We start from the raw sequence: 26,327 nt of genomic DNA on the forward strand, positions 1-26,327 counted from the left end.
GCAAGCCCGCTCTCACAGATACCTGACTGAGCCTGAATACAGTGGGGTACTTGTGGGCGCGGGCTTGCCCCGCGAAGAGGTCGATGCAGGCTATCGCTTAGTCGCGATACTCGCACAGGTAAGCAGTGTCCACCGCTACCTTCAGCTGGAACTTGCTGTCAGCGGCAACATTGAATTTGTCGCCCGCGTTGAAGGTTTCCCAGTTGTCGCTACCCGGCAGCTTGACGGTCAGGGCGCCGGAAACCACATGCATGATTTCGCGCTTGGCAGTGCCGAACTCGTATTCGCCTGGTGCCATCACACCCACGGTGGCCGGGCCTTCTTCGCCCGCGAATGCGATCGACTTGACGGTGCCGTTGAAGTACTCGTTGACCTGGAACATGGGCGACTCCTGAAAAGAGGGGGATGAAAAAGCGCTGGCCAGTATGCCCAAGGCCATCCCCGTCGTCATCTGCTTTCAGGTGCCCTTGGCCGGCAGGCTCAAGGGCAGCAGCCGCGCCGTGTTGCGCGCATCTTCCAGGGCCCGGTGCTGCTGCCCGCAGAAGTGCATGCCAGCCAGTTGCAAGGCGCCATTGAGGCCCGTCGGCCGCTGCAGGTGGCGGGCCTTGGCGAAGCGCTGCTTGAGGTTGATGTGCGGCACGCTGCGCAGCAGGCTGTCGAGCCCGTGCTGTTGCCATTCCTGAAGCAGTTGCTGGCGGTCGTAGTCACCCCAGCTGACCCACGCCTGCAACTGCCCGCGGTGGTGCCCCAGCCAGCGCTCGAACCGTGCCCACACCTCGGGGAAGGCCGCCGCGCTGTCGACGCTGGCCTGGCTGATGTGCGTCAGTTCGCGGCAGAACGGCGTCAGCTGCGGCCGTCGCCTGGGCCGCACGAAGCGCTGGAAGTGGTCGACTTCACGGCCTTCGCGGGTCACCAAACTTGCGCCGATTTCTATGATTTCCATCTCTGTGACCGGCCATCCACCATCGTCGGTGGTGGCTTCCAGGTCGATCACCAACCAATGGCCCATACCAGGCTCCCTTGCAGATCCTGCTAGAGCGTAGCCAATGTCGGGCCTTACGGCACCCCCTGGCAATTTGCCGCCTGCTTTGGCGTAAAGACCAGCGACCAGCTGTTGTGCCCTGCCCGGAAAACGCCTAGCTTAAGCGCAACCAGGTACGAACCGTGATGAGTGTCCGTCTTGACTTCAGCGCCCGGCCCAAAGGCCTTGTCCACTCTGCTGTTGCTGGCCGGCTTCTGGTTGGCGGTACCAGGCTGGGCTGGCGACGCGATCGAAGTGAAGATCGGTGCCGCGCATTTCCCGCCTTACACCGTTCGCCCCGAACAGGGGGCCGATACGGGTCTGTTGCCACAATTGATCGACGCCCTTAACCGCTCCCAGCAGGGCTACCACTTTGTCTTGGTGCCCACCTCCATTCAGCGGCGCTTTGGTGATTTGCAGCAGGGCCGCACCGACATGGCGGTCTTCGAGAACCCACAGTGGGGCTGGCAGCAGATCGCCCACCAGACAGTGGACATGGGCCTGGAAGATGCCGAAGTGTTCGTCGCCGCCAAGGCCAACGGCCGCGACCCGCATTACTTCGATGAGCTGCGCGGCAAGCGCCTGGCGCTGTTCAACGGTTACCACTATGCGTTCGCCCGCTTCAACGCCGACCCGGACTACCTGCGCAAAGCCTTCAATGCGACGCTGACCTATTCCCACGACAGCAACCTGCTGATGGTGCAGGCCGGCCGCGCCGACATCGCCCTGGTCACCCGCTCTTACCTCAGCGACTTTCTCGACCGTAACCCGGGCAGCCAGGCGCAACTGGTTGCCTCGCAGCGTATTGACCAGGTCTATCACCACTACGCCTTGCTGCGCCCCGGCGCGCCCATCGGCGAGCAATCGTTCGCGGCCTTGATGCGTGCCCTGCGCGAGAACGGTGAGCTGACGCGTATCTTTCAGCCCTACCGGATCACGGTACAGGCACCGCGCGACTAAATTCCTGCGCAGCGACAACGTTTTCAACAGTGTGCCTTCTCTTCATTTTCGTGAGCCAAGACCATGCCGTTCGATGCCGCTTCGCAGCCACTGTCAGCGCCACGCTGGCGCACCCTCAGCGCCGATGAGGGCGAGAGCTGGCTGAGCCTGACCCTTGCCGGTCGCCCGTTGATCCAGCTGCGCCTGGCCCAGGGCGCGGCCCTTGAGGTGCACCTTGAAAGCCTTTGCCCAGAGCGCCCTTACCAGGCGTTGTGGGCTGCCTGCTATTGGCTGCTGGCACGCGATGTCGCCTGCCAGCGCCTGGCCTGGCACTTGCCCGAGGTGCTGCCCGAAGCCCTCGTCAGCGGCCTGTTGTTGCCCAGCGAGCAGGCCGGCGTGTACCTGTGTGAACGTACGTTGTTCTGGCAGTTGCCCCAACCCTGGCTTGGCGAGTCGATCGCCGGGGTGTACCCCCAGCAGATGCAGATCAGCAACGGCAAGCGCCACCCGCGCCGGGCGCCCAAGCCGCGTGGCGAAGTGTACCGACGTTTCGATGCACGCCTGGGCAGCTGGGTATCGCTGCGTACCCTGGAGATCGATCAGGACCTGGAACGCTTCAATCGCTGGCAGAACAATCCGCGGGTCGACAAGTTCTGGCAGGAGGGCGGCACCTTGCAGCAGCACCATGAATACCTGGCAAAGCTGCAAGCCGACCCGCATACCCTCACCTTGATCGGCTGTTTCGACGACGAGTCGTTCGCCTACTTCGAAGCGTACTGGGCCAAGGAAGATCGCATTGCGCCGTTCTATGCGGCCGATGATTACGACCGCGGCATCCACATGCTGGTGGGGGAGGAAGCGCACCGTGGGCCGCACAAGGTGGCCAGCTGGTTATCGGCGCTGGTGCACTACCTGTTTCTCGATGACCCGCGCACCCAGCGGGTGGTGGCCGAGCCGCGTGCGGACAACGGCAAGATGATCGGCTACATGCACGACCAGTGCTTCCATTGCGATAAAGAGTTCGATTTCCCGCACAAGCGCGCGGCGCTGATGATTCTGGGGCGGGAGCGGTTTTTCGATCGGTGCACGCTGGTCTGAGAGAGCTGGGGGGCAATGCGCCCCCAACACTCAAAACTCAAACCTGACGGTTAGCCGTCTTGCGGCAATGCACCAAGGCGTCGCGGATCATGAAGTTGACCAAGGTCGGCGACACGCCCAGTTCCTTGGCGATGTCCTTCTGCGGCACGCCGTGCAAACGGTACATCTCGAACGCGTAACGGGTGCGCTGTGGCAGCTCGTTCAATGCTTCGGCAATGTCATCGAGGGCGGCAAGGTTGATGTGCGTGGCTTCGGGCGAGGCGTTCTGGATGACCACGTTCAGGCCTTCCTCTTCGCTGCCGGAGTACTTCAGTTCCATCGCCTGTTTGCGGTAGTGGTCGATGGCCAGGTTGCGCACGATCTGGAACAGGTAGCTCAGCTGCGCCTTGAACGACGAGGTGATCTGCGGGGCGGCACTGAGCCGGAAGAATGCATCCTGCACCACGTCTTCCGCGCGTGAGCGGCAGCCGGTAATGCGCGCAGCAATCTTGACCAGAATGCTGCGATTGTCGACGAAGGCCTGGAGTAATGGTGAATCGCACTTACTTGTGGATAGTTGTTCCGCCATGGAAATCACCTTGTCACAGAGAGGGGGGGAGGCACCCAACGTTGGGAAGCTTCCTGAGACGTGCGACAAGCTATTCAGAATGATAATGATTGTCAAATACGAAACGTAATTAGTATCTATATCTTTCAGGAATAACTGGCCAGAAACAGATGTTGGAGCGAACTTGCTCGCGATGCGCCGCGCGGGCGGCGCTTGATCTTCCAGCCACAGCCCCCTCAAGGCATGCACCAGCATTCACACTTCCCGAAAGCCTCCCGCAAGCTAATTTCTTCCCCTGCCCATCCGTTCCCCTGTGTACATCCGGCCGCCGTGCGCTGCCCGCCGACGTTCGCGGAGCAGCCGGCCCGACTTCACCAGACACTGGCAGGAACACCCCATGACGGACGCCTTCGAACTCCCGCTCTCGCTGGTCCAGGCCCTGGCGCAACGCGCCGCGCAGACCCCGGACAAGATAGCGCTGCGCTTTCTGGCCGATGCTCCCGGCGAGCAGGCCGTGCTCAGCTACCGGGACCTGGACCGCCGCGCGCGCACCATCGCCGCTGCCTTGCAGGCCCGCGCAGGGTTCGGCGACCGTGCGGTGCTGCTGTTCCCCAGCGGCCCGGACTATGTCGCGGCGTTCTTTGGCTGCCTGTATGCCGGCGTCATCGCCGTGCCGGCGTATCCCCCAGAGTCCACGCGCCACCATCACCAGCAACGCCTGCTGTCGATCATCGACGATGCCGAGCCGCGCCTGCTGCTGACCGTGGCCGCGCTGCACGACAGCTTGCAGGGCCTGGACGCGCTGGCGGCGGCCAATGCCCCCGCGCTGCTGGCGGTGGATGGCCTTGACCCGGCCCTGGCCGATGCCTGGCAAGAGCCTGCTCTGGCCGGCGATGACATCGCCTTCCTCCAGTACACCTCAGGCTCCACCGCGCTGCCCAAGGGCGTGCAGGTCAGCCATGGCAACCTGGTGGCCAACGAGCAACTGATCCGTCACGGTTTCGGCATCGATGTGAACCCCGACGACGTCATCGTCAGCTGGCTGCCGCTGTACCACGACATGGGCCTGATCGGTGGCCTGCTGCAGCCGATCTTCAGCGGCGTGCCCTGCGTGCTGATGTCGCCCGGCTACTTCCTCGCCCGGCCACTGCGCTGGCTGCAGGCAATCAGCGAATACGGCGGCACCATCAGCGGCGGCCCCGACTTCGCCTACCGCCTGTGCAGCGAGCGGGTCAGCGAGGCCTCCCTGGCGGGGCTTGACCTGAGCCGCTGGCGCGTGGCCTATTCCGGCTCCGAACCGATCCGCCAGGACAGCCTGGCGACCTTCGCCGACAAGTTCCAGGCCTGTGGCTTCGACCCGCACAGCTTCTTCGCCAGTTATGGCCTTGCCGAGGCGACCCTGTTCGTCAGCGGCAGCCGCCGCGGCCAGGGCATCGGCGCGCTGGAGGTGGATGCCGAGGCCTTCGCCGCCAACCGCGCCGAACCTGGCAGCGGCAGTGTGCTGATGAGCTGTGGCTACCCGCAGCCAGGGCATGCGGTGCGCATTGTCGAGCCGCAGCGCCTGGAAGTGCTGGGCGACAACTTGGTCGGTGAGGTCTGGGCGGGCGGCCCGAGCATCGCCCTGGGCTACTGGCGCAACCCCGAGGCCAGCGCCCGTACTTTCGTCGAAATGGACGGCCAGACCTGGCTGCGCACCGGCGACCTGGGTTTCATGCGCGATGGCGAAGTGTTCGTTACCGGGCGCTTGAAAGACATGCTCATCGTCCGCGGCCAGAACCTCTACCCGCAAGACCTGGAAAAAACCCTGGAGCGCGAAGTCGATGTGCTGCGCAAAGGCCGCGTAGCGGTGTTTGCCGTGGACCATCAGGGCGAGGAGGGCATCGGCGTGGCGGTGGAAGTCAGCCGCAATGTGCAAAAAGCCATCGAGCCCCAGGCGCTGATCAAGACCTTGCGCCAGGTCATCGCCGACGCCTGCCGCCAGGCGCCGGCCGTGGTCCTGTTGCTCAACCCGGGCGCACTGCCCAAGACCTCCAGCGGCAAGCTGCAGCGCTCGGCCTGCCGCCAGCGCATGGACGATGGCAGCCTGGACTGTTACGCGCGCTTCCCGCAGGCCAGCGAGCAGCACCCCAGCGGCGCGCCGGCCGACGACCTGCAGGCGCGTATCGCCGCCGTGTGGCGTGATGTGCTCAAGGTCGAAGCCGTGGCGGTGGACGACCATTTCCTGCTGCTGGGCGGCAACTCCATCGCGGCCACCCAGGCCACGGCGCGCCTGGCCGATGAGCTGGGCATCAACCTGAGCCTGCGCACCCTGTTCGAAGCCCCGCTGCTGGGTGAGTACAGCGCCGCTGTGGCGGCGATCGTTGCCGAAGGAGGGGCACAATCGGCCGGCATCGCCACCCTCGAGCGTGACCAGTCGCTGCCGCAGTCACTGGCACAGAACCGCCTGTGGCTGCTCTGGCAACTCGAGCCGCAATCGGCGGCCTACAACATCCCGGCCGGCCTGCACCTGCGCGGTGAACTGGACGTCGTTGCACTGGAGGCGACCTTCCAGGCCCTGGTCGCGCGCCATGAATCCTTGCGCACAGTCTTCAGCGAAGAGCACGGCCAGGCCCGGCAGCGGATCCTGGCACAGCAGCCGTTCAGCCTGCATCGCCTGGACCTCGAAGGCCAGGCGCCCGCGCAGGTTGCAGCATGCCGCGAGGAAGAGGCCCAGCAGCCGTTCGACCTTGGCCAAGGCCCCTTGCTGCGCGTGACCCTGGCGCGCCTGGACGATGACGAGCATCAGCTGTGGGTGACCCTGCACCACATCGTCGCCGACGGCTGGTCGCTGAACATTCTGCTCGACGAATTCGCCAGGCTGTACGCTGCGCACTGCCAAGGCCATGCAGCCGACCTGGCGCCCCTGCCACTGGGTTACGCCGACTACGGCACCTGGCAGCGGCAATGGCTGGCCGACGGTGAAGCCGAACGCCAGTTGCATTACTGGAAGGCCAAGCTGGGCGATGCATTGCCGGTGCTCGACCTGTGCACCGACCAGCCCCGCGCCAGCCAGCGTGACAAACGTGCAGCACGTTACAGCCTGAAAGTGCCGGCCAAACTGACCGAGGCACTCAAGGGCCTGGCCCGCGAGCAGCAGGCGAGCCTGTTCATGGTGCTGCTGGCCGGCTGGCAAGGTGTGCTGCACCGCTACAGCGGCCAGGCAGACATCCGTGTCGGCGTGCCCAATGCCAACCGCCCGCGCCTGGAAACCCAGGGCCTGGTCGGCTTCTTCATCAACAGCCAGGTGCTGCGTGCGCAGCTGCATGGCCGCTTGCCCTTCGAACAACTGCTGGCCCAGGCACGCCACGCCACCCTCGAGGCCCAGGCCAACCAGGACCTGCCTTTCGAGCAGCTCCTCGAAGCCCTGCCAGAAGCCCGCGAACAGGGCCTGTTCCAGGTCATGTTCAACCATCAGCAGCGCGACCTTTCGGCCTTGCGCCGCTTGCCTGGCCTGCTTGCCGAAGAGCTGCCCTGGCACAGCCGCGAAGCCAAGTTCGACCTGCAGCTGCACAGCGAAGAAGACCATCAAGGCCGCCTGACGCTGGCCTTCGACTATGCCGCCGAGCTGTTCGAGGCCAGTACCGTCAAGCGCCTGGCCGCTCACCTGCTGGCGTTGCTGGAGCAAGTTTGCGCCCAGCCGCAACTGGCACTGGGCGAGGTGCAACTGCTCGATGAGCACAGCCGCGCGCAGGTGCTCGGCTGGGGCCAGGCAGCCGCCGCGGCGCCCGAGCGCCTGCTGGTCGAACAGCTCAACGAGCAGGCTCGGCTGACCCCACAGCGCACTGCGCTGGCCTGGCAGGGCGGCAGCCTCGACTATGCCGAGCTGCACCAGCAGGCCAACCGCCTTGCCCATTACCTGCGTGACAAAGGCGTTGGCCCCGATACCTGCGTGGCTATCGCCGTCGAACGGTCGCCGCAGTTGCTGGTCGGCCTGCTGGCCATCCTCAAGGCCGGCGGCGCCTACGTGCCGCTGGACGTGGACTACCCGGCCGAGCGCCTGGCCTACATGCTCGGCGACTGCAACGCCAGCCTGCTGCTGAGCCACAGCGCCTTGCTGGGCAAGCTGCCGCAGGTCGAAGGTGTCAGCGCCATTGCCCTGGACCAACTGCACCTGGACAGCTGGCCCAGCCATGCCCCAGGCCTGCACCTGCACGGCGACAACCTGGCCTATGTGATCTACACCTCGGGTTCCACCGGCCAGCCCAAGGGCGTGGGTAATACCCATGCCGCCCTGGCCGAACGCCTGCAGTGGATGCAAGCCACCTATGCGCTGAACGACAGTGATGTGCTGATGCAAAAAGCGCCTATCAGCTTCGACGTCTCGGTGTGGGAGTGCTTCTGGCCGCTGATCACCGGCTGCAAGCTGGTGCTGGCTGGCCCCGGCGAACACCGTGACCCCCAGCGCATCGCTGCGCTGGTGCAGCAGCATGGCGTGACCACGCTGCACTTCGTGCCGCCGTTGTTGCAAGTGTTCGTGCAGGAGCCGCAGGCCGCAGCCTGCACCAGCCTGCGCCGGCTGTTCTCCGGGGGTGAGGCATTGTCCGCGACCCTGCGTGACCGTGTGCTGCAAGTGCTGCCCCAGGTGCAGTTGCACAACCGCTACGGCCCGACCGAAACCGCCATCAACGTCACCCACTGGCACTGCCAGGCCGAAGACGGCGAGCGCTCGCCGATTGGCCGCCCGCTGGGCAACGTGCTCTGCCGCGTGCTGGACGATGAGCTGGAGCTGACTGCCCCCGGCGTGCCGGGTGAGCTGTACCTGGGCGGCGCGGGCCTGGCCCGTGGCTATCTGGGCCGCCCGGGCCTCACCGCCGAGCGCTTCGTGCCCCAGGCCGACGGTGACGGCCAGCGCCTGTATCGCAGTGGCGACCGTGCCCGCTGGCAAACCCAGCTCGAGGCGCTGGAATACCTCGGGCGCCTCGATCAGCAGGTGAAGGTTCGCGGTTTTCGCGTCGAGCCTGAAGAGGTCCAGGCGTGCCTGTTGGCGCAGCCTGGTGTCGAGCAGGCACTGGTGCTGATCCACAAGGATGCGCTGGGTGCACAGCTGGTCGGCTATTACAGCGGCGCGGCCGAGCCTGCCACCCTGTTGGCCGCTCTGGCCGAGCAACTGCCGGCCTACATGGTCCCGGCGCAACTGATCGCGCTGGCGCATATGCCTTTGGGCCCGAGCGGCAAGGTCGATCGCAAGGCGCTGCCAGCCCCAGTGTGGCAACAGCGCGAGCATGTGGCGCCGCAGAGTGCGTTGCAGCAACAGGTGGCGGCGATCTGGTGTGAAGTGTTGAACCTGCCGCGTGTCGGCCTGCAGGACGACTTCTTCGCCCTCGGCGGCCATTCGCTGCTCGCCACCCAGATCGTTTCGCGAACCCGCCAGACGTGCGATGTCGAGCTACCGCTCAAAGTCCTGTTCGAAGCCAGCGAGCTGGGCGCCTTCTGCGCCGAGATCGCGCGCATCCGTGATGCCGGCGAGCGTAACCTGCAAGGCGAGATCGCCCGCGTCGACCGCCGCCAGGCCGTGCCGTTGTCGTACTCGCAACAGCGCATGTGGTTCCTCTGGCAGATGGAGCCAGACAGCCCCGCCTACAACGTCGGCGGCATGGCGCGCCTGCGTGGCACCCTGCACGTGGACGCCTTCGAGCGTGCGCTGCAGGCCCTGATCGTGCGCCACGAAACCCTGCGCACCACCTTCCCCAGCATCGACGGTGCAGCGTACCAGTGCGTGGCCGAAGACAGCGGCCTGCAGCTTGGCTGGCACGACTTCAGCGCCTTGCCCGCCGAGGCCCGCGAGCAACGCCTGCAACAGCTGGCAGACGACCAGGCGCACCAGCCGTTCGACCTGGAGCGCGGGCCACTGCTGCGCGCCTGCCTGGTCAAGGCCCAGGAGCGTGAGCACTACTTTGTGCTGACCTTGCACCACATCGTCACCGAAGGCTGGGCCATGGACATCTTCGCCCGCGAACTGGGCGAGCTGTACGAAGCCTTCGTCGATGATCGCGAGTCGCCCCTGGCGCCGCTGCCGGTGCAATACCTGGACTACAGCGTGTGGCAGCGGCACTGGCTGGAAAGCGGCGAAGGCGCGCGCCAGCTGGCCTACTGGAAAGCCCGCCTGGGCGATGAGCACCCGGTGCTGGCATTGCCCACCGATCGCCCGCGCCCGGCAGTGCAGAGCCACCGTGGCGAGCTGTACCGCTTCGAACTCGACCCGGCGCTGGTGGCCCGTGTGCATGCCTTCAACAGCCAGCGTGGGCTGACCCTGTTCATGACCATGACGGCCACCCTGGCTGCCTTGCTGCACCGCTACAGCGGCCAGCGTGACCTGCGCATCGGTGCCCCGGTGGCAAACCGCATTCGCCCGGAAAGCGAGGGGCTGATCGGCGCCTTCCTCAACACCCAGGTACTGCGTTGCGAGCTGGATGGCCAGATGACCGCCGCCGCGCTGCTGGAGCAGATGCGCCAAGCCGCCATCGAAGGCCAGTCGCACCAGGACCTGCCGTTCGACCAGTTGGTCGAAGCCCTGCAACCGCCGCGCAGCAGCGCCTACAACCCGCTGTTCCAGGTCATGTGCAACGTCCAGCGCTGGGCGTTCCAGCAAAGCCGGGAGCTGGCCGGCATGCAGGTCGACTACCTGGTCAACGACGCCAGCGCGACCAAGTTCGACCTGTACTTGGAAGTCACTGACCTCGATGGCCGCCTGGGCTGCTGCCTGACCTACAGCCGTGACCTGTTCGACGCGCCGCGCATCGCGCGCATGGCTGAACACTGGCAGCAACTGCTGGCCGGCCTGCTGGACGACCCGCAACAGCGCCTGTGCGAGCTGCCGATGCTGAGCCCCGACGAGCAACAGGTGCTGGTTGGCCAGTTGCAGGGCGAGCAGCATGGCGCGCTCGACCAGACCTTGCACGGCCTGTTCGCCGCCCAGGCTTTGCGCACGCCGCACGCGCTGGCGCTGACCTTCGCCGGCCAGCACCTGAGCTACGCCGAGCTGGACCAGCAGGCCAACCGCCTGGCCCGTGCCCTGCGCGAGCGCGGGGTCGGCCCGCAGGTGCGCGTCGGCCTGGCCCTGGAGCGTTCGCTGGAAATGGTCATCGGCTTGCTGGCCATCCTCAAGGCGGGCGGTGCCTATGTGCCGCTCGACCCGGAGTACCCGCTCGACCGCTTGCGCTACATGATCGAAGACAGCCGTATTGGCCTGCTGCTCGGCCAGCGCGCGCTGCTAGAAACCCTTGGCGAGCTGCCTGAAGGTGTGGCCCGCTGGAGCTTGGAAGACGATGCGTCCAGCTTGTCGGCCTTCAGCGATGCCGCGCTGGATAACCTCAACCTGCCGCAACATCAGGCCTATCTGATCTACACCTCGGGCTCGACCGGCAAGCCCAAGGGCGTGGTGGTCAGCCACGGTGAAATCGCCATGCATTGCCATGCCGTGATCGAGGCCTTCGGCATGCGCAGCGACGACTGCGAGCTGCACTTCTATTCGATCAACTTCGACGCCGCCAGCGAGCGCTTGCTGACGCCGCTGCTGTGCGGTGCCCGCGTGGTGATCCGCGCCCAGGGCCAGTGGGGCGCTGAAGAGATCTGCCAACTGGTGCGTGAGCAGCAGGTGAGTATCCTTGGCTTCACCCCAAGCTACGGCAGCCAGTTGGCCCAGTACCTGGCGGGACAGGGCGAGCAGTTGCCGGTGCGCCTGGTGATCACCGGCGGTGAAGCGTTGACCGGCGAGCACCTGCAGCGCATTCGCCAGGCGTTCGCGCCACAGCAGTTCTTCAATGCCTACGGCCCGACCGAAACCGTGGTCATGCCGCTGGCCTGCCTGGCCCCGCAAACGCTGTCGGCCGACTTGGGCAGCGTGCCGATCGGCCGGGTGATTGGCGCCCGCAGCGCCTACATCCTCGACGAAGACCTGGCCCTGTTGCCACAAGGCGGTATCGGCGAGCTGTATGTCGGCGGTGCCGGCCTGGCCCAGGGGTATCACGACCGCCCGGGGCTGAGCGCCGAGCGCTTCGTCGCCGACCCGTTCTGTGCCGAGGGTGGCCGGCTGTACCGCACCGGTGACCTGGTCCGCTTGGGCACCGATGGCTTGGTCGAGTACGTCGGCCGTGCCGACCAGCAGGTGAAGATTCGCGGCTTCCGTATCGAGCTGGGCGAAATCGAAAGCCGCCTGCAGGCGCATGCAGAGGTCGACGAGGCCGTGGTGCTGGCCCTCGACCTGCCGGGTGGCAAGCAACTGGTCGGTTACCTGGTGTGCAAGCAGGCCGGTGCCGGCAGCGAGGCCCAGGCCGTGCTGCGCGAAGCGGTCAAGGCCGATGCCCGCCAGCACCTGCCGGACTACATGGTGCCCGCTCACCTGATCCTGCTCGACAGCTTGCCGCTGATGGGCAACGGCAAACTCGACCGCCGCGCGCTGCCGTTGCCGGACCTGGAGCAGGCGCGCCAGCATTACCAGGCCCCGGCCAATGAGGTGGAGGCGCAACTGGCGCAGGTGTGGTGCGATGTGCTCAACCTTCCCCGCGTTGGTGTGCAGGACAATTTCTTCGAACTGGGTGGCGACTCGATCCTGTCGATCCAGGTGGTCAGCCGTGCCCGCCAGCTGGGCCTGCAGTTCACCCCGCGCGATCTGTTCCAGCACCAGACCATCCAGACCTTGGCCTCCGTGGTCAGCCTGAGCGCCGCGCCAAGTGGCATCGAGCAAGGCCTGCGCCAGGGGCACAGCGGCCTGACGCCGATCCAGCACTGGTTCTTCGACAGCGAGGTGGCCCAGCCTCAGCACTGGAACCAGGCAGTGCTGCTGCAGGCGCGCCAGCCACTGGACGCTGCGGCACTGAAGCAGGCCCTGGCCGCGCTGGTGCAGCACCACGACAGCCTGCGCCTGCGCTTCAGCCAGGCCAGTGGCCGCTGGCAGGCCGAGTATGCCCAGCCTGCCCCTCAGCAGTTGCTGTGGGCCGCGACGGTCGCCGACTTCGATGACTGCCAGGCGTTGTACACCGACCTGCAGCGCAGCCTCGACCTGGAACAAGGCCCGCTGCTGCGCGCCTTGCTGGTGACGGACGGGCAGGGTAGCCAACGCCTGCTGCTGGCCATCCATCACCTGGTGGTCGATGGTGTGTCCTGGCGTGTGCTGCTCGAAGACTTGCAGGCGCTGTACCGGGGCCAGCCGCTGGCGGCCAAGACCCATGCCATGGGCGACTGGGCGGCGCGCCTGGCCAGCTATGCCGGCAGCGACTCGCTGCGCGACGAGCTGGACTGGTGGCACGGCCAGCTCGGCACTGTGCGCCACGAACTGCCGTGTGATCACCCGCAGGGTGGCAACCTGCACCGCCACGCCCGGACCCTGGCCATCGGCCTCGATGCAGAGCAGACCCGCCAGTTGCTGCAACAGGCGCCGGCGGCCTACCACACCCAGGTCAACGACCTGCTGCTGACGGCCCTGGCCCGCACCCTGTGTCGCTGGAGTGGTGACGCTGAAGTGCTGGTGCAGCTTGAAGGCCACGGCCGCGACGGGCTGTTCGAAGACATGGACCTGACCCGCAGCGTGGGCTGGTTCACCAATGCCTACCCGCTGAGCCTGCGCCCGGTGCTGGGTGAAGACGAGGCCGCGCGCGCCAGCTCGATCAAACGGGTCAAGGAGCAACTGCGCCAGGTGCCGCACAAAGGCCAGGGCTATGGCGTGCTGCGCTACCTGGCCGACGAGGCCGGGCGTGAACGCATGGCCGCGCTGCCGCAGGCCCGCATCACCTTCAACTACCTGGGGCAGTTCGACCAGCAGTTTGACGCCGACGCGCTGTTCCAGCCGCTGGATGCAGCGGCTGGCCTGGCCCATGACCTCGATGCAGCGCTGCCCAACTGGCTGAGTGTCGACGGCCAGGTCTATGCCGGCGCCCTGCAGTTGCGCTGGACCTACAGCACTGAACGCTACGATGAGCAGACCATCGCCACCCTGGCCGAAGGCTACCGCCAGGAGTTGCTGGCGCTGGTCGACCATTGCCTGGCCGACGGCAGCGGCAGCTTCACGCCGTCCGACTTCCCGTTGGCGCACCTGACCCAGGAGCAGATCGACAGTTTGCCGGTCGCCGCCCCCGAGATCGACGACGTCTACCCGCTGACGCCGATGCAGGAAGGCATGCTGCTGCACACCCTGCTGGAGCCGGGCACCGGCATCTACTACATGCAGGACCGTTACCGCATCAACAGCGCGCTCGACCCCGACCGCTTCGCCCAGGCCTGGCAGGCGGTAGTGGCGCGGCATGAGGCTCTGCGCGCATCGTTCAGCTGGAACGCCGGCGAGGCGATGCTGCAGATCATCCACAAGCCAGGCAAGACTGCCGTGGATTATCAGGACTGGCGCGGCCTCGACGACAGCGCCCAGGAAGCGCGCCTGCAAAGCCTGCACAAACAGGAGCGCGAGGCCGGTTTTGACCTGCTCTGTGAAGCACCCTTCCACCTGCGCCTGGTGCGGGTTGCCGATGCGCGCTACTGGTTCATGATGAGCAACCACCACATCCTTATCGATGCCTGGTGCCGTTCGTTGCTGATGAACGACTTCTTCGAGGTCTACCAGGCCCTCGGCGAAGGTCGCCAGGCCCAGTTGCCGGTGCCGCCGCGTTACCGCGACTACATCGGCTGGCTGCAGCGCCAGGACCTGAACGAGGCGCGCCAATGGTGGCAGGCCAACCTGGCCGGCTTCGAGCGGGCCACCGCGGTCCCCAGTGACCGCCCGTTGCGCCACGACCACGCCGGTGACGGGATGGTCGTCGGCGACTGCTACACCCGTCTGCAGGTCAGTGACGGTGTGCGCTTGCGTGAACTGGCCCAGGCCCATCAGTTGACCATCAACACCTTCGCCCAGGCGGCATGGGCCCTGGTGCTGGCACGCTACAGCGGCGACCGCGACGTGGCCTTCGGGGTCACCGTGGCCGGGCGCCCGGTGAGCATGCCGCAGATGCAGCGCACCGTCGGGCTGTTCATCAACAGCATCGCCTTGCGCGTGCAACTGCCAGCGGCAGGCGAGCGCCGCAGTGTGCGCAGCTGGCTGCAAGGCTTGCTCGAGCACAACATGCAAGTGCGCGAATATGAGTACCTGCCGTTGGTGGCGATTCAGGAATGCAGCGAGCTGCCCAAGGGCCAGCCGCTGTTCAACAGCTTGTTCGTGTTCGAGAACGCGCCGGTGGAAACCGCAGTGCTCGACCATGCCCAGCACCTCAACGCCAGCTCGGACTCGGGCCGTACCCACACCAACTTCCCGTTGACGGCGGTGTGCTACCCGGGTGATGACCTGGGCCTGCACCTGTCGTTCGACCAGCGCTACTTCGACTACCCGACCGTCGAGCGCTTGCTGGCCGAGTTCAAGCGCCTGTTGCTGGCACTGGTGCAGGGTTTTGAAGGGGAGGTGAGCGACCTGCCGCTGCTGGGCGCCGAAGAGCAGCGTTTCCTGTTGGAAGACTGTAACCGCACCGAGCATGCCTATGCCCTGGAACAGAGCTATGTCGAGCAGTTCGAGGCGCAGGTCGCCGCCCACCCGCAGCGCACCGTGGCACGCTGTCTGGAAGCGTCCTATGACTACGCCGGCCTGAACCTGGCGGCCAACCGCCTGGGCCATGCCTTGATCGGCGCGGGCGTCAGCGTCGATCAGCCGGTTGCGCTGCTGGCCGAGCGCGGCTTGCCGCTGCTGGGCATGATCGTCGGCAGCTTCAAGGCCGGTGCCGGTTACCTGCCGCTGGACCCGGGCCTGCCGGCCGCACGCCTGCAGCGCATCGTCGAACTCAGCCGCACGCCGGTGCTGGTGTGCAGCGCCGCTTGCGCCGAGCAGGGTCGACAGTTGCTGGATGAACTGGGTGGCGTGGCACGGCCGAAGCTGCTGGTGTGGGAAGACATCCAGGCCAGCAACATCGCCAGCCACAACCCCGGTATCCACAGCGGGCCCGACAACCTCGCCTACGTCATCTACACCTCGGGCTCCACCGGGTTGCCCAAAGGTGTGATGGTCGAGCAGCGCGGCATGCTCAACAACCAGCTGAGCAAGGTGCCTTACCTGGCCCTGAGCGAACAGGACGTGATTGCCCAGACCGCGTCGCAGAGCTTCGATATTTCGGTCTGGCAGTTCCTTGCCGCACCGTTGTTCGGCGCCAGGCTGGAGATCGTGCCGAATGCCATCGCTCATGACCCGCAGGGCCTGCTGGCGCATGTGCAGGCCACCGGCATCACCGTGCTGGAGAGCGTCCCGTCGCTGATTCAGGGCATGCTGGCCAACGATCATCAAAGCCTCGATGGCCTGCGCTGGATGCTGCCGACCGGCGAGGCGATGCCGCCGGAGCTGGCCGCGCAATGGCTGCAGCGTTACCCGGCGATCGGCCTGGTCAATGCCTACGGCCCGGCGGAGTGTTCGGACGATGTGGCGTTCTTCCGGGTCGATGTCGAATCGACCCGCGGCAGCTACCTGCCGATTGGTACGCCGACCGACAACAACCGCCTGTACTTGTTCGGCGAGGACCAAACCTTGGTGCCATTGGGCGCGGTCGGCGAGCTGTGTGTCGCCGGCACCGGTGTGGGCCGTGGTTATGTCGGCGACCCTGTGCGCACGGCCATGGCCTTCATCCCGCACCCGCATGGCGCACCGGGCGAGCGCCTGTACCGCACTGGCGACCTGGCTCGGCAACGTCCGGACGGTGTGCTGGAATACGTGGGCCGCATTGATCATCAGGTGAAGATCCGTGGCTACCGCATCGAGCTGGGCGAGATCGAAGCGCGCCTGCACGAGCATCCAGAGTTGCGCGATGCCGCGGTGAGCGTGCAGGAGGGCGTCAACGGCAAGCACCTGGTCGGCTACCTGGTGGCGCATCAGGGCGTCAGCGCCGATGCGGCGTTGCTCGAACAGGTCAAGCAGCGCCTGCGCGCTGCGCTGCCGGAGTACATGGTGCCCTTGCACTGGGGCTGGTTCGACAGCCTGCCGCACAATGCCAACGGCAAGCTCGACCGCAAGGCGCTGCCGGCCATTGAAATCGGTGGCCAGCACAGCCAGGCCTATGAGGCGCCGCGTGACGAGCTGGAAGCGGTGTTGGCAGGCATCTGGGCCGACGTGCTCAAGGCCGAACGGGTGGGGATGCACGACAACTTCTTCGAGTTGGGTGGGCATTCGCTGTTGGCGACGCAGATTGCCTCGCGGGTGCAGAAGCAATTGCAGCTCAATGTGCCGCTGCGGGCGATGTTCGAGTGCAGCACCGTGGCGGAGTTGGCGGTGTACGTGCAGGGGCTGCAGGGCAGTGCGCTGGATGATGACAAGGTTGACCGGCTCAGTGACCTGATGGCGGAGCTGGAGGGGTTGTAGGGGGTGTAGGGGTTTTGGGTAGGCCGTGAGTTTTGTTGGGCGGCGCAGATCGAGCGCCGCCACCTAATACCCACGGCATGCACTACCGCTTGCCGAGTATCTTCCCCAGCATCTCCGGCCTTGGTGCCCCTTGCTGGCTCTGCAGGTTGCCCTGCTCATCCTGATAGAAGATCGCCGGGGTTGCTTGCAACCCCATTTCCTCCATCAACGCCATGTTCCCTTCCAGCTGCTTCTGCACTGCCTCCGGCACTTTCTCCAGCGCCTTGAGCGAACTGGCCTTGCCGGCCTTCTCGTGCTGTGCCAGCGCCTTGGCCGGGTCCTTGGCCGCCAGCAACGCCGCCGACTTGCCCGGGCTGTCCTCGCGAATGATGCCGACCATGATATGGCGCAACTGCACCTTGCCCGATTCCACCCATGGCCGCGCCTGCTGCCAGAACATATTGCAGTACGGGCAGTTGGGGTCGCTGAACAGGTAGACGATGCGTGGCGCATCGGCCTTGCCATCGGCGATCCAGGCGGTCTTTTCCATCTTCGCCCAGATGGCCTTGCTCATCGGCCCGTAGACCAGCTTGTCCAACGGAGCGGCGCTGAGGTCCTGGCCTTGTTCGTCGAACAGGCTGCCGACCAGCACATGCTTGCCGTCAGGCGTCAGGTACAGGGCGATGCCGTTGTTCTGGTACTCGGCGGCATAACCGCGCAGGCCATCGGGGGCATCGAAGCTGCCCTTGATCACGGCGCCCTTGGCTTGCAGTTGCTGGATCGCCTTGGGCAGCGCTTCTTCGGCGTGCAGCGGCGGGGCGGCCAGCAGGGCCAGGGACAGGGGCAGCAGTGCAGTCAATCGCATGTCAGTTTCCTTGTGCGGCAGGGGTGGGCGCGGCGGCCCGGTCGAAAGGTTCCAGGGCGTGGCGCAGGCTGGCCCGTGACAGCTCGCCTAGGTGGCTGCCGATCAGCCGCCCGTCACTGTCGTAGAACAGCGTGGTGGGCAGGGCCATCGAGCCGACCCGTTGGGCCAGTTGGCCGGCGCCGTCGAACAGCACGTGGGTCAGGCTCAGGCCGGTGGTGGCGAGGAAGGTGCTGACGTTCTCGGGCGTCTCACCCTGGTTGACGAAGAGGAAGGTTACGTGGGGGTAGTCACCTTGGGCCTGTTGCAGCACCGGCATTTCGCGCCGGCAGGGCGGGCACCAGGTGGCCCAGATGTTGATGACCAGTGGCTTGCCACGGTAGCTGTGCAGCGCCACGGGTTGGCCGCCGGCGTTGCGCAGGCTCAGCTCAGGCAGCTCGGTGCCTTTGCTGTACAGGTGGCCGCCCAGGCTGCTGAGGCCCCAGAACAGCGCACCGCTGAACAAGGCCCAACCCAGCGGGCGGCGCAGGCCCGGGTGTCGCCAGCCTTGCCAGAGCGCGCCGAGCACGATGCCGGCAAGGCCGGACCAGAACAGGAAGCCGCCGTCGCGGATGTCGATGACTTGTACCAGGTCATCGCGGTACATCGGCCAGTAGGCCACGACGAAGCCCAGGCGCGCGCACAGCACGCCAATCAGAAACAGGTTGAAGAGTGCCGACTCCGGGCTTTCGCCGCCGCGGCGGGCGACCCACCAGCCGACCACGCTGGCGATCACCAGGGCGGTGAGCATCAGCAGGTGGTTGAGGGCCATGGTCAATGGCCCGAGGGTTACGGTCAGCATCAGCCTTGGCTCCTGGTCTGGGTCCAGTGTTGCAGGAACGCGGCAGCATCCACTTCACCGGTGATGCGCCGCGCGCGGCGTTCGTCGCCTTCCGGGCCGACCCAGATGATGCTGGGCGGGCCGGGTACCTGGTAGCGTTGCAGCAGTGCCTGGCTGGCCGGGGTGTCGGCGGTGACGTCCAGGCGCAGCAGGTGCACGCCGGCCAGGCCGGCGTGTACGTCGGCACGGGCAAACACCTTCTTTTCCATGACCTTGCACGACACGCACCAGTCGGCATAGTAGTCAAGCATCACCCATTGGCCACGGGCCTTGGCGGCGTCCAGCTCACGTTGCAGGTCCTCGGGGCGGCTGACGGTCACGAATGCATCCTCTGCCGGTTGCACCGCCGCAGGCCCGCTACCCCCGGCGAACGGCCGCAAGGGTTGCCAGAGGTCATCGCCCCCGGCTGCTGCACCGACCAGCAATAGCCCGCCCCACAGCGCGCCCAGCAAAGGCAGCGCACGCAGCGCAGGCATACGCTGCAGGGCCGGCCATGCGGCCCAGGCGAGGGCGATCAGCCAGGCGCCGCTCAGGGCCAGCAGCAGGGCCTGTGGCAGCAGGCTGCGCACGGTATACAGGGCCATGGCCAGGAACACGAAGCCGAACACGCCCTTGACCAGGTTCATCCACGCGCCTGGTCGCGGCAGGTAGCGATTGCCCAGCGTGACCAGCAACAGCAGCGGCACGCCCATGCCCAGGCCCAGGCTGAACAGCACCAGCGCGCCATGCAGCACGTCGCCGCTCTGGGCGATGTACAGCAGCGCCCCGGCCAGCGGCGCGGTCATGCACGGGCCGAGCAGCAGGCCGGAGAGCGCCCCGAGCAGCGCGGCACCGTACAGGTTGCCGCCACGGGTACCTTGCCCGGCGCGGTCGAGACGGTCGCGCAGGGCGGCGGGCAGCTGCAACTCGAAGGCGCCGAACATCGGCAGCGCCAGCACCACGAACAATGCCGCCAGGCTGCCCAGCAGCCAGGGTTGCTGCAACCAGGCCTGCAGGCTGGCGCCGAGCAGCGCCGCCACCACGCCCAGGCCGGCGTACACCAAGGCCATGCTCAGCACGTACACCGCGGCCAGTAACCAGCCGCGTCGGGCGCTGGCGCCATTGCCCAGTACCAGCCCGGCGAGAATCGGCAGCATCGGCAGCGAGCAGGGGGTGAAGGCCAGCAGCAGGCCAAGGCCGAAGAAGGCCAGCAGGCCCCACGCCAGGTTGCCCTGTTGCAGGTTGCTGGCCAGGGCCTGGTCGCTGGCCTGATCGGCGGCCGGGGTCACGCTGCCACCCAGGTCGATGGCGGTGGTCTGCGGCGGGTAGCACAGGCCGGCGTCGGCGCAGCCCTGCCAACCCAGGCGTAGCTGGCCTTGTGCGTTGGCGGGGATCAGCAGTTCGAGTTGGTCGCGGTACACCGCACTGTCGCCGAAGAATTCGTCGTGGTGGTTGAGCGCAGGCGGCAACTGCGGCTGCTGCTCGGCGGGCAGGCCGTCGAACTTCAGGCGCTTCTGGTAAAGGTAGTAACCTTGCTTGATCTGGAAGAACAGACGCATCTGGCCATCGGCCTGGCGGTCGTGGCTCAGCACAAACGCCTGATCGACCGGCAGGAAGTCGGGTTTGACGTCGAACGGGTTGGCTTGCAGGGGGCCGGCCAGCAGCAGTGTCAGGAACAGAAAGAGGGCGCGCATGTCTTCGCCTTGGCAGTACGTTGAAGTGGGCCATGCTGGCCTGGGTCGATTAACCCAAGGTTAACCCGGTCCTACATCCCACCCAAACGCACGCGCCAGGTCCATAATCTCCACTTAATCCACCCGTGGTGCAGTATCTGCCTCACCCAACCCGGAGCCCCACCATGCACGTTCTGCTCTGCGAGGACGATGACCTGATCGCCAGCGGCATCTGCGCCGGCCTCACCGCCCAGGGCCTGACCGTGGACCGGGTCGCCAATGCTGCGGGCGCACGGGCGATGCTCCAGGCGGCGCAGTTCGATGTGATGATCCTCGACCTCGGGCTGCCCGATGAAGACGGCCTCAAGCTGCTGCGGCGCCTGCGTCAGCAGGGCGAGACCTTGCCGGTGCTGGTGCTCACGGCGCGCGATGCGGTCACCGACCGGGTCGATGGCCTGCAGGCCGGCGCCGACGACTACCTGCTCAAGCCGTTCGACCTGCGCGAGCTGGCAGCGCGCCTGCACACCTTGCTGCGCCGTGTGGCCGGGCGGGCGGTGAATGCCATCGAGCATGGGCCGCTGCGTTATGACCCCAGCAGCTGCGAAGCGACCCTGGCCGGCCAGCCGGTCGACCTTTCCCGCCGTGAGCAGGCGCTGCTCCAGGCCCTGCTGCAGAACCCAGGGCGGGTGCTGTCCAGCGAACAGCTGAAAGATTGCGTGTACGGCTTCAGTGACGAGGTCGAGAGCAACGCCCTCAATGTGCATATTCACCATTTGCGCCGCAAGCTCGGTAACAGCATCGTCGAAACCGTGCGTGGCCTGGGCTACCGGCTTGGCCCTGCGCAGGCACCGGAAGAGGTCGCGCCATGAGCCTGCGGGTACGCCTGAGCCTGATCCTGGGCAGCGCCTTCGTGATCATCTGGGTACTGGCTGCCGCATGGATGCTGCGCGACCTGCGCCAGCAGATGATGTTTTCCCTCGACCAGCGCCTGGTGGCTTCGGCGCGCATGGTTGCCGGGCTGATCGACCAGTTGCCGCAGCCATTGGCGGCCAAGGGCGAGGATGCGCATTTTTCCGCCGACCAGTTCAGCGTGCCGGATGGCATGGCCTGCCAGGTGAGCTCACTGCGGGGCGAGATCCTGGCCAGCAACCACAAGCATGACGGGGCGATGGATGATCAGCGCAGCGGCTTCCGTGACCAGACCATCGACGACGCGTTGTGGCGTACGTTCACCTACAACCACGGAGATGTGCGCATCACCACCGCCGACCGCCACATGGAGCGCGAGGCCCTGAACCAGTCGATCCTGCTGGCAGCCTCGGCACCGGTGCTGATGGCGTTGCTCGGCAGCCTCGGCCTGTTGTGGATCGGCCTGGGCAAGGGCCTGGAGCCGCTCAATAGGATGCGCGACGCCCTGCGTCGGCGGCGTGCCGACAGTGTCGAGCCCTTGCAGGTGGCCGGCATGCCCAGCGAGCTGCAACCGCTGCTGGAAACCCAGAACCAGTTGTTCCTGCGCATTGCCCAGACCCTCGAACGCGAGCGGCGCCTGACCGATGACGCGGCCCATGAATTGCGCAGCCCGCTGACGGCGATCAAGACCCACCTGCAGGTGGCGCGCATGACCGATGGCGCGGTGCGCGAGCAGGCGCTGGAGCATGCCGAACAAGGTGCCGACCGCATGCACCGCACGCTCGAGCAACTGCTGATGCTGGCGCGTGTCGAGGGCAGCCTGTCGTTCGAGGATGGCGTGCAGTGCAGCGCCGAGCAGGTCGCCCGGCAGGCGGTGCAGGATGCCGGCGGCGGCGACAACCGGCGGATCGTGCTGCGCCTGCCCGAGCAGGCCACGCAGATCTACCTGGGCATGCCCGCGCCGCTGGCGGTCGCGGCCTTGCGCAACCTGCTGGACAACGCCTTGCGCCATGGTGGCGAAAGCGCGGTGGAGCTGGAAGTGCAGATGGCTGACGGCCAGGTGGGCTTCATGGTGCGTGACCACGGGCCGGGGATTGCCGACGACGACTTGCAGCACCTGACCGAGCGGTTCTGGCGCAATGGCCAGAGTGGCGGGTGTGGGCTGGGCTTGGCGATCGTCCAGGCGATTGTTCAGCGTTGCGCCGGCACCTTACGTTTCGACAGCCGCAGCGATGGCTTGCGCGTGCTGTTGCAGGCACCTACCCGCCCCCCATCTCCCGACAAACCCTCCCAGCATCCCGTAACGAACCCTAAAAATCCCGCAACAACCGCTAAATCCTCCCGGCGCTGAAGCGTTTCCCAAGCGACAACTACCCGCACACATCTGCTTACAGGGGCGTGGCGGGGCACTTTCGCTTGCTTGCGAGGATCTACCATGTCGACCGCTACCCGCCTTGCCCAGGTCTTGCCGGCCAGTGCGCCGCAACCCCTGTACGAGTTCAACGATTCGCCGTTGCTGCAACGCCAGCAGCAACAGGAATCCAACGCCCGCAGCTACCCGCGGCGTATTCCACTGGCGCTCAAGCGCGCCCGTGGCATCCATGTCGAAGATGTCGAAGGCCGCCAGTTCATCGACTGCCTGGCCGGCGCCGGCACCTTGGCCCTGGGCCATAACCACCCCGTGGTGATCGAGGCGATCCAGCAAGTGCTGGCCGACGAACTGCCGCTGCACACCCTCGACCTGACCACGCCGGTCAAGGACCGCTTTGTCCAGGACCTGTTCGGCGTACTGCCCGAAGCGCTGCGCCGGGAAGCCAAAGTGCAATTCTGCGGCCCGACCGGCACCGATGCTGTTGAAGCGGCGCTCAAACTGGTGCGTGGCGCCACCGGGCGCAGCACCGTGCTGGCCTTCCAGGGCGCCTACCATGGCATGAGCCAGGGCGCGCTGAGCCTGATGGGCAGCCACGGGCCGAAACAGCCGCTGGGTGCCCTGCTGGGCAACGGGGTGCAGTTCATGCCGTACCCCTACGACTACCGTTGCCCGTTCGGCCTGGGGGGCGAAGCCGGGGTCAAGGCCAACCTGCATTACCTGGAAAACCTGCTGCTCGACCCTGAAAGCGGCGTGCCACTGCCGGCAGCGGTGATCCTCGAAGTGGTGCAGGGCGAAGGTGGCGTTGTGCCCGCCGATATCGAGTGGCTCAAGGGCGTGCGACGGATCACCGAGCAAGCCGGCGTGGCGCTGATCGTCGACGAGATCCAGAGTGGCTTTGCCCGCACCGGGCGGATGTTCGCCTTCGAGCATGCCGGTATCGTGCCGGACGTGGTGACCTTGTCCAAGGCCATCGGCGGCAGCCTGCCGCTGGCGGTGGTGGTGTACCGCGACTGGCTGGACACCTGGAAGCCAGGCGCCCATGCCGGCACCTTCCGTGGCAACCAGATGGCCATGGCCGCAGGCTCGGCGGTGATCCATTACTTGGTCGAGCATCACCTGGCCGAGCACGCCGAGGCCATGGGCCAGCGCCTGCGCCAGCACTTGCTGCACCTGCAGCGGGATTATCCGCAGTTGGGCGATATCCGGGGCCGTGGGCTGATGCTCGGGGTAGAGCTGGTCGACCCGCACGGCCAACGCGATGCCCTGGGGCACCCTGTGGCCAACCGCGAGTTGGCGCCCAAGGTTCAGCGTGAGTGCCTCAAGCGTGGCCTGATCCTGGAGTTGGGTGGGCGCCACGGTGCAGTGGTGCGCTTCCTGCCACCGCTGATTATCAGTGGCGAGCAAATCGACGAGGTGGCGCAGCGGTTTGCCGAGGCACTGAAAGCTGCGGTCTGACACATGCCGGGGCCGCGTTGCGGCCCCGGCAATGGCTCAATCTAACGTGCGTCCAGCCCGCCAATAGCCCATCAACGTCAGGCAGTCCCGCGGCAGCCCACGTTCCTTGATCAGGTACCGCCGGATATCCATCACCGTCGCCGACTCACCCGCTACCCAGGCGTGAAAGGCGCTGTTGCTGGTAGTGCTGGCCTGCTCCCACAAGATGCGCTTGTCGATGTCCACTTCTTCCAGCTTCAGCCGGGGCGCTGCGCTCCCATTCGGCAGGCTGGCCAGTTCGCGTACGGCATGTTGCATGGCCTGGCCATGGCCGCAATGCAGCAGTTCACGGGGTAGCCAGTGCAGACGCGTGGCGGTGCCATGGTGCAACGCCAGGCAGTCGGCCTCCAAGGGCACCTCGATGAAAGCTTGCACGGCAAGCTCGGGCTGTACGTCGGCCAATTGCTCGAGGATACCGGCGATGGCCGGCAGTGCCGTTTCGTCCCCGACCAGCAGCACCTCGCGTACCCCCTGCGGCGGCTTCCATTCATAACCCCCGGGGTCGCCGGCGTAGGCCAAGTTGGGGGCGACCATCTGCAGGCCGTCACCCACCTGGGCCTGGGTGGCCCAGGCCGAGGCGGGCCCGTTGACGCCATGCAGCACGAAATCGACATCTACCTCCAGGGCTTCCCGGCGCAAGTTGCGAATGGTGTAGGTGCGCATGGGTGGGCGTTGGGCCGGCGCCAGTGCACTGTGCGCGGCTTTCCAGTGGGTGTCGTTGGGCAGGCTGGGCAACGAGCCATCGGCGGCCGGGAAGAACAGCTTCACGCGCTGGTCGGGGGCCAAGGTGGTCATTTGCGCGACATCGGGGCCGGTGAACACCAGGCGCGTCAACGACGGGCTGAGGCTGATGCGCCGAGCCAGCACCAGGTCGAATATGCGATAGGCGCTGGTGCTCGGCGAGCGGCCCTTGATCAGCCGGCGCAAGCCATGCTGCAGCGCCTGGGACAGGCGGGTGGGGGTGGCCATGCGGGCGTCCTCTTGCAAGCGGGTTTCTCTAGAAACGAGCCGACGCCACCGCAAATTAACCCCCGCAAGGGCGGCTACCAGCCGCGCCCGGAGTTCACCCAGAAGTTCACCGACAACGAGGTGGATACCGACTCCACCTGATGGAACCAGCCTTCAGGCAGGAACAACAGGTCCCCGGCCTGCAGCACCACGCGCAGGAAGGGCACCGCGCGCGCCGCCGGGAAGCGTTGGTAGTCTGGCGCGTCGGGGTTGAAGTCGCAGCCGTCAAGGCCCCCTTTGGGGCTGGTCGACCAGGTGCCCAGCGCTGCCCGGTGGTGAGGTGCGGCGAGGATGAACGACTTCTGGCCCCAGACTTGGGCGAACAGGTTGTCGGTGTCGTCGCGGTGCAGGGGCGTCAGGGTACCCTTGGGGCCGATCCAGATGCGGGGCGAGATGAAGCGCTGACGCTCGAAGTAATCCGGAAAGCGGATCAGTGTCAGGAGTTTTTCCGGGACGATGTTGTTGCCCATGTAGGCCGGTGTCTCGCCAGGCTTGGCCGGTTTGTCCAGCGAAGCGATGAAGTCGGCCATGGAGGTCGAGCGGAAGTCGCGGTCGGTGGAGAAGGTTTTCTTGACGTAGTCGCCATGCCGGGTAATGCCCTGCAGCTCGGCGAAATGCTCGAGCGAAGCCTCGCGGCCCATGCTGAACAGTGGCCAGTCCTGCAGGGCGTCGCTGAGTACCACAGGGGTGCCATGCAGCAGAAACTCGCTTTGAAAGCGCGACAGCGGCATGTCGGCCCGGGCTATGCGCAGCACCTCGCGCTGCACTGGCAGCGCCGCCGAAACCCGTTCGCTGAGGCGCGCCGGCGTGGGGTAGCGCTGGTTCATCGCCACCTTGGCCGGCGCCGCACCTTTGCGGGCGTTGTTGATGATCTGCGGCAGCAAGGTAGCCAGGCCCATGTTGCCGGTGATTTTCAGGCGTGTGCTGGCGAACAGCTCCTCGACATTGGCCGTGCCGCCCATGATGCCGAGGAAGTCGCGCTCGGCCACTTCGATGGTGACATCCGGGGTGCTGTGCCGGCCCGCGCCCGTGCGGCTGGTGTCGCGCACTTCCGACCAGAAGGCTCGGTCCTGGCCGAAGACGAACTGGAACACGCCTTCGATGCCGACGGCATGGGCGTTGGCGAACAGTTTGCTGAGGATGCTCTGAAGGTCCACGGTTAGCCTCTGACGGGGTTTCGTTGTGCAGGGATAACGAGTGTGTCCGTCGTCGATT

At 66.3% G+C, this 26,327-nt stretch carries 13 protein-coding genes and 1 pseudogene; 6 read left to right on the forward strand and 8 right to left on the reverse strand.

Annotated features, from left to right (window positions below):
* Positions 1 to 97: 97 nt before the first annotated feature.
* The gene (locus DJ563_RS02135) at positions 98 to 382 is read right to left on the reverse strand and encodes a pyrimidine/purine nucleoside phosphorylase (protein ID WP_033699336.1); all 285 of its coding nucleotides are present in this window, start codon (positions 380 to 382) and stop codon (positions 98 to 100) included.
* Between the two features lie 75 nt (positions 383 to 457).
* Entirely contained in the window at positions 458 to 1,009 is a 552-nt protein-coding gene (locus DJ563_RS02140; protein WP_033699335.1) for an exonuclease domain-containing protein, read from the reverse strand.
* Positions 1,010 to 1,180: 171 nt separating this feature from the next.
* On the opposite strand from DJ563_RS02140, the gene DJ563_RS02145 reads away from it, so the two are divergent.
* Both DJ563_RS02145 and DJ563_RS02150 read left to right on the forward strand, forming a co-directional pair.
* Positions 1,181 to 1,981 carry a substrate-binding periplasmic protein gene (locus tag DJ563_RS02145; protein ID WP_274100655.1) on the forward strand — a complete coding sequence of 267 codons (801 nt, stop codon included), beginning with the start codon at positions 1,181 to 1,183 and terminating at the stop codon, positions 1,979 to 1,981.
* Positions 1,982 to 2,044: 63 nt separating this feature from the next.
* Positions 2,045 to 3,058, forward strand: coding sequence for a GNAT family N-acetyltransferase (locus tag DJ563_RS02150; protein ID WP_434518729.1), 1,014 nt, complete (start codon positions 2,045 to 2,047; stop codon positions 3,056 to 3,058).
* A 37-nt stretch (positions 3,059 to 3,095) separates the two neighbouring features.
* Here DJ563_RS02150 and DJ563_RS02155 read toward each other — a convergent pair whose 3' ends face one another.
* Entirely contained in the window at positions 3,096 to 3,626 is a 531-nt protein-coding gene (locus DJ563_RS02155; protein WP_033699331.1) for an RNA polymerase factor sigma-70, read from the reverse strand.
* Between the two features lie 376 nt (positions 3,627 to 4,002).
* On the opposite strand from DJ563_RS02155, the gene DJ563_RS02160 reads away from it, so the two are divergent.
* On the forward strand, positions 4,003 to 16,956 hold the full coding sequence (locus DJ563_RS02160) for a non-ribosomal peptide synthetase (RefSeq protein ID WP_434518730.1): 12,954 nt from the start codon (positions 4,003 to 4,005) through the stop codon (positions 16,954 to 16,956).
* Between the two features lie 82 nt (positions 16,957 to 17,038).
* Here the strand turns inward: DJ563_RS02160 and dsbG are convergent, their stop codons facing one another.
* From dsbG to dsbD, 3 genes are read right to left on the reverse strand one after another with little or no spacing between them, the layout of a single operon-like run.
* Positions 17,039 to 17,800 (reverse strand): thiol:disulfide interchange protein DsbG, encoded by a 762-nt coding sequence (dsbG, locus tag DJ563_RS02165; protein WP_274099036.1) that lies wholly within the window; start codon positions 17,798 to 17,800, stop codon positions 17,039 to 17,041.
* A gap of 1 nt (position 17,801) precedes the next feature.
* Complete coding sequence (locus DJ563_RS02170; RefSeq protein WP_274099035.1) at positions 17,802 to 18,638, reverse strand: TlpA family protein disulfide reductase; 837 nt, start codon at positions 18,636 to 18,638, stop codon at positions 17,802 to 17,804.
* Positions 18,638 to 20,350, reverse strand: a complete 1,713-nt coding sequence (gene dsbD, locus DJ563_RS02175; RefSeq protein ID WP_434518731.1) for a protein-disulfide reductase DsbD — start codon at positions 20,348 to 20,350, stop codon at positions 18,638 to 18,640. Before dsbD ends, DJ563_RS02170 begins: the two co-directional genes overlap by 1 nt.
* Before the next feature lie 164 nt (positions 20,351 to 20,514).
* Between dsbD and DJ563_RS02180 the strand changes: the two genes are divergently transcribed.
* The 3 genes and pseudogenes from DJ563_RS02180 (at position 20,515) to DJ563_RS02190 (ending at position 24,065) form a co-directional block, all read left to right on the forward strand.
* Positions 20,515 to 21,198, forward strand: coding sequence for a response regulator (locus tag DJ563_RS02180; protein WP_274099033.1), 684 nt, complete (start codon positions 20,515 to 20,517; stop codon positions 21,196 to 21,198).
* Positions 21,195 to 22,508, forward strand: a pseudogene (locus DJ563_RS02185) (ATP-binding protein); the annotation flags it as partial. The gene DJ563_RS02180 and the pseudogene DJ563_RS02185, both read left to right, overlap by 4 nt.
* Before the next feature lie 165 nt (positions 22,509 to 22,673).
* On the forward strand, positions 22,674 to 24,065 hold the full coding sequence (locus tag DJ563_RS02190; protein WP_274099032.1) for an aspartate aminotransferase family protein: 1,392 nt from the start codon (positions 22,674 to 22,676) through the stop codon (positions 24,063 to 24,065).
* A gap of 36 nt (positions 24,066 to 24,101) precedes the next feature.
* Here DJ563_RS02190 and DJ563_RS02195 read toward each other — a convergent pair whose 3' ends face one another.
* A complete protein-coding gene (locus tag DJ563_RS02195) occupies positions 24,102 to 25,073 on the reverse strand; it encodes a siderophore-interacting protein (RefSeq protein ID WP_434518732.1) in 972 nt (323 codons plus the stop codon).
* Positions 25,074 to 25,147: 74 nt separating this feature from the next.
* The gene (locus tag DJ563_RS02200) at positions 25,148 to 26,269 is read right to left on the reverse strand and encodes a cupin-like domain-containing protein (RefSeq protein ID WP_434518733.1); all 1,122 of its coding nucleotides are present in this window, start codon (positions 26,267 to 26,269) and stop codon (positions 25,148 to 25,150) included.
* Positions 26,270 to 26,327: the final 58 nt, after the last annotated feature.

Source organism: Pseudomonas sp. NFX1 (assembly GCF_051123555.1).
Taxonomy (GTDB): domain Bacteria; phylum Pseudomonadota; class Gammaproteobacteria; order Pseudomonadales; family Pseudomonadaceae; genus Aquipseudomonas; species Aquipseudomonas capeferrum.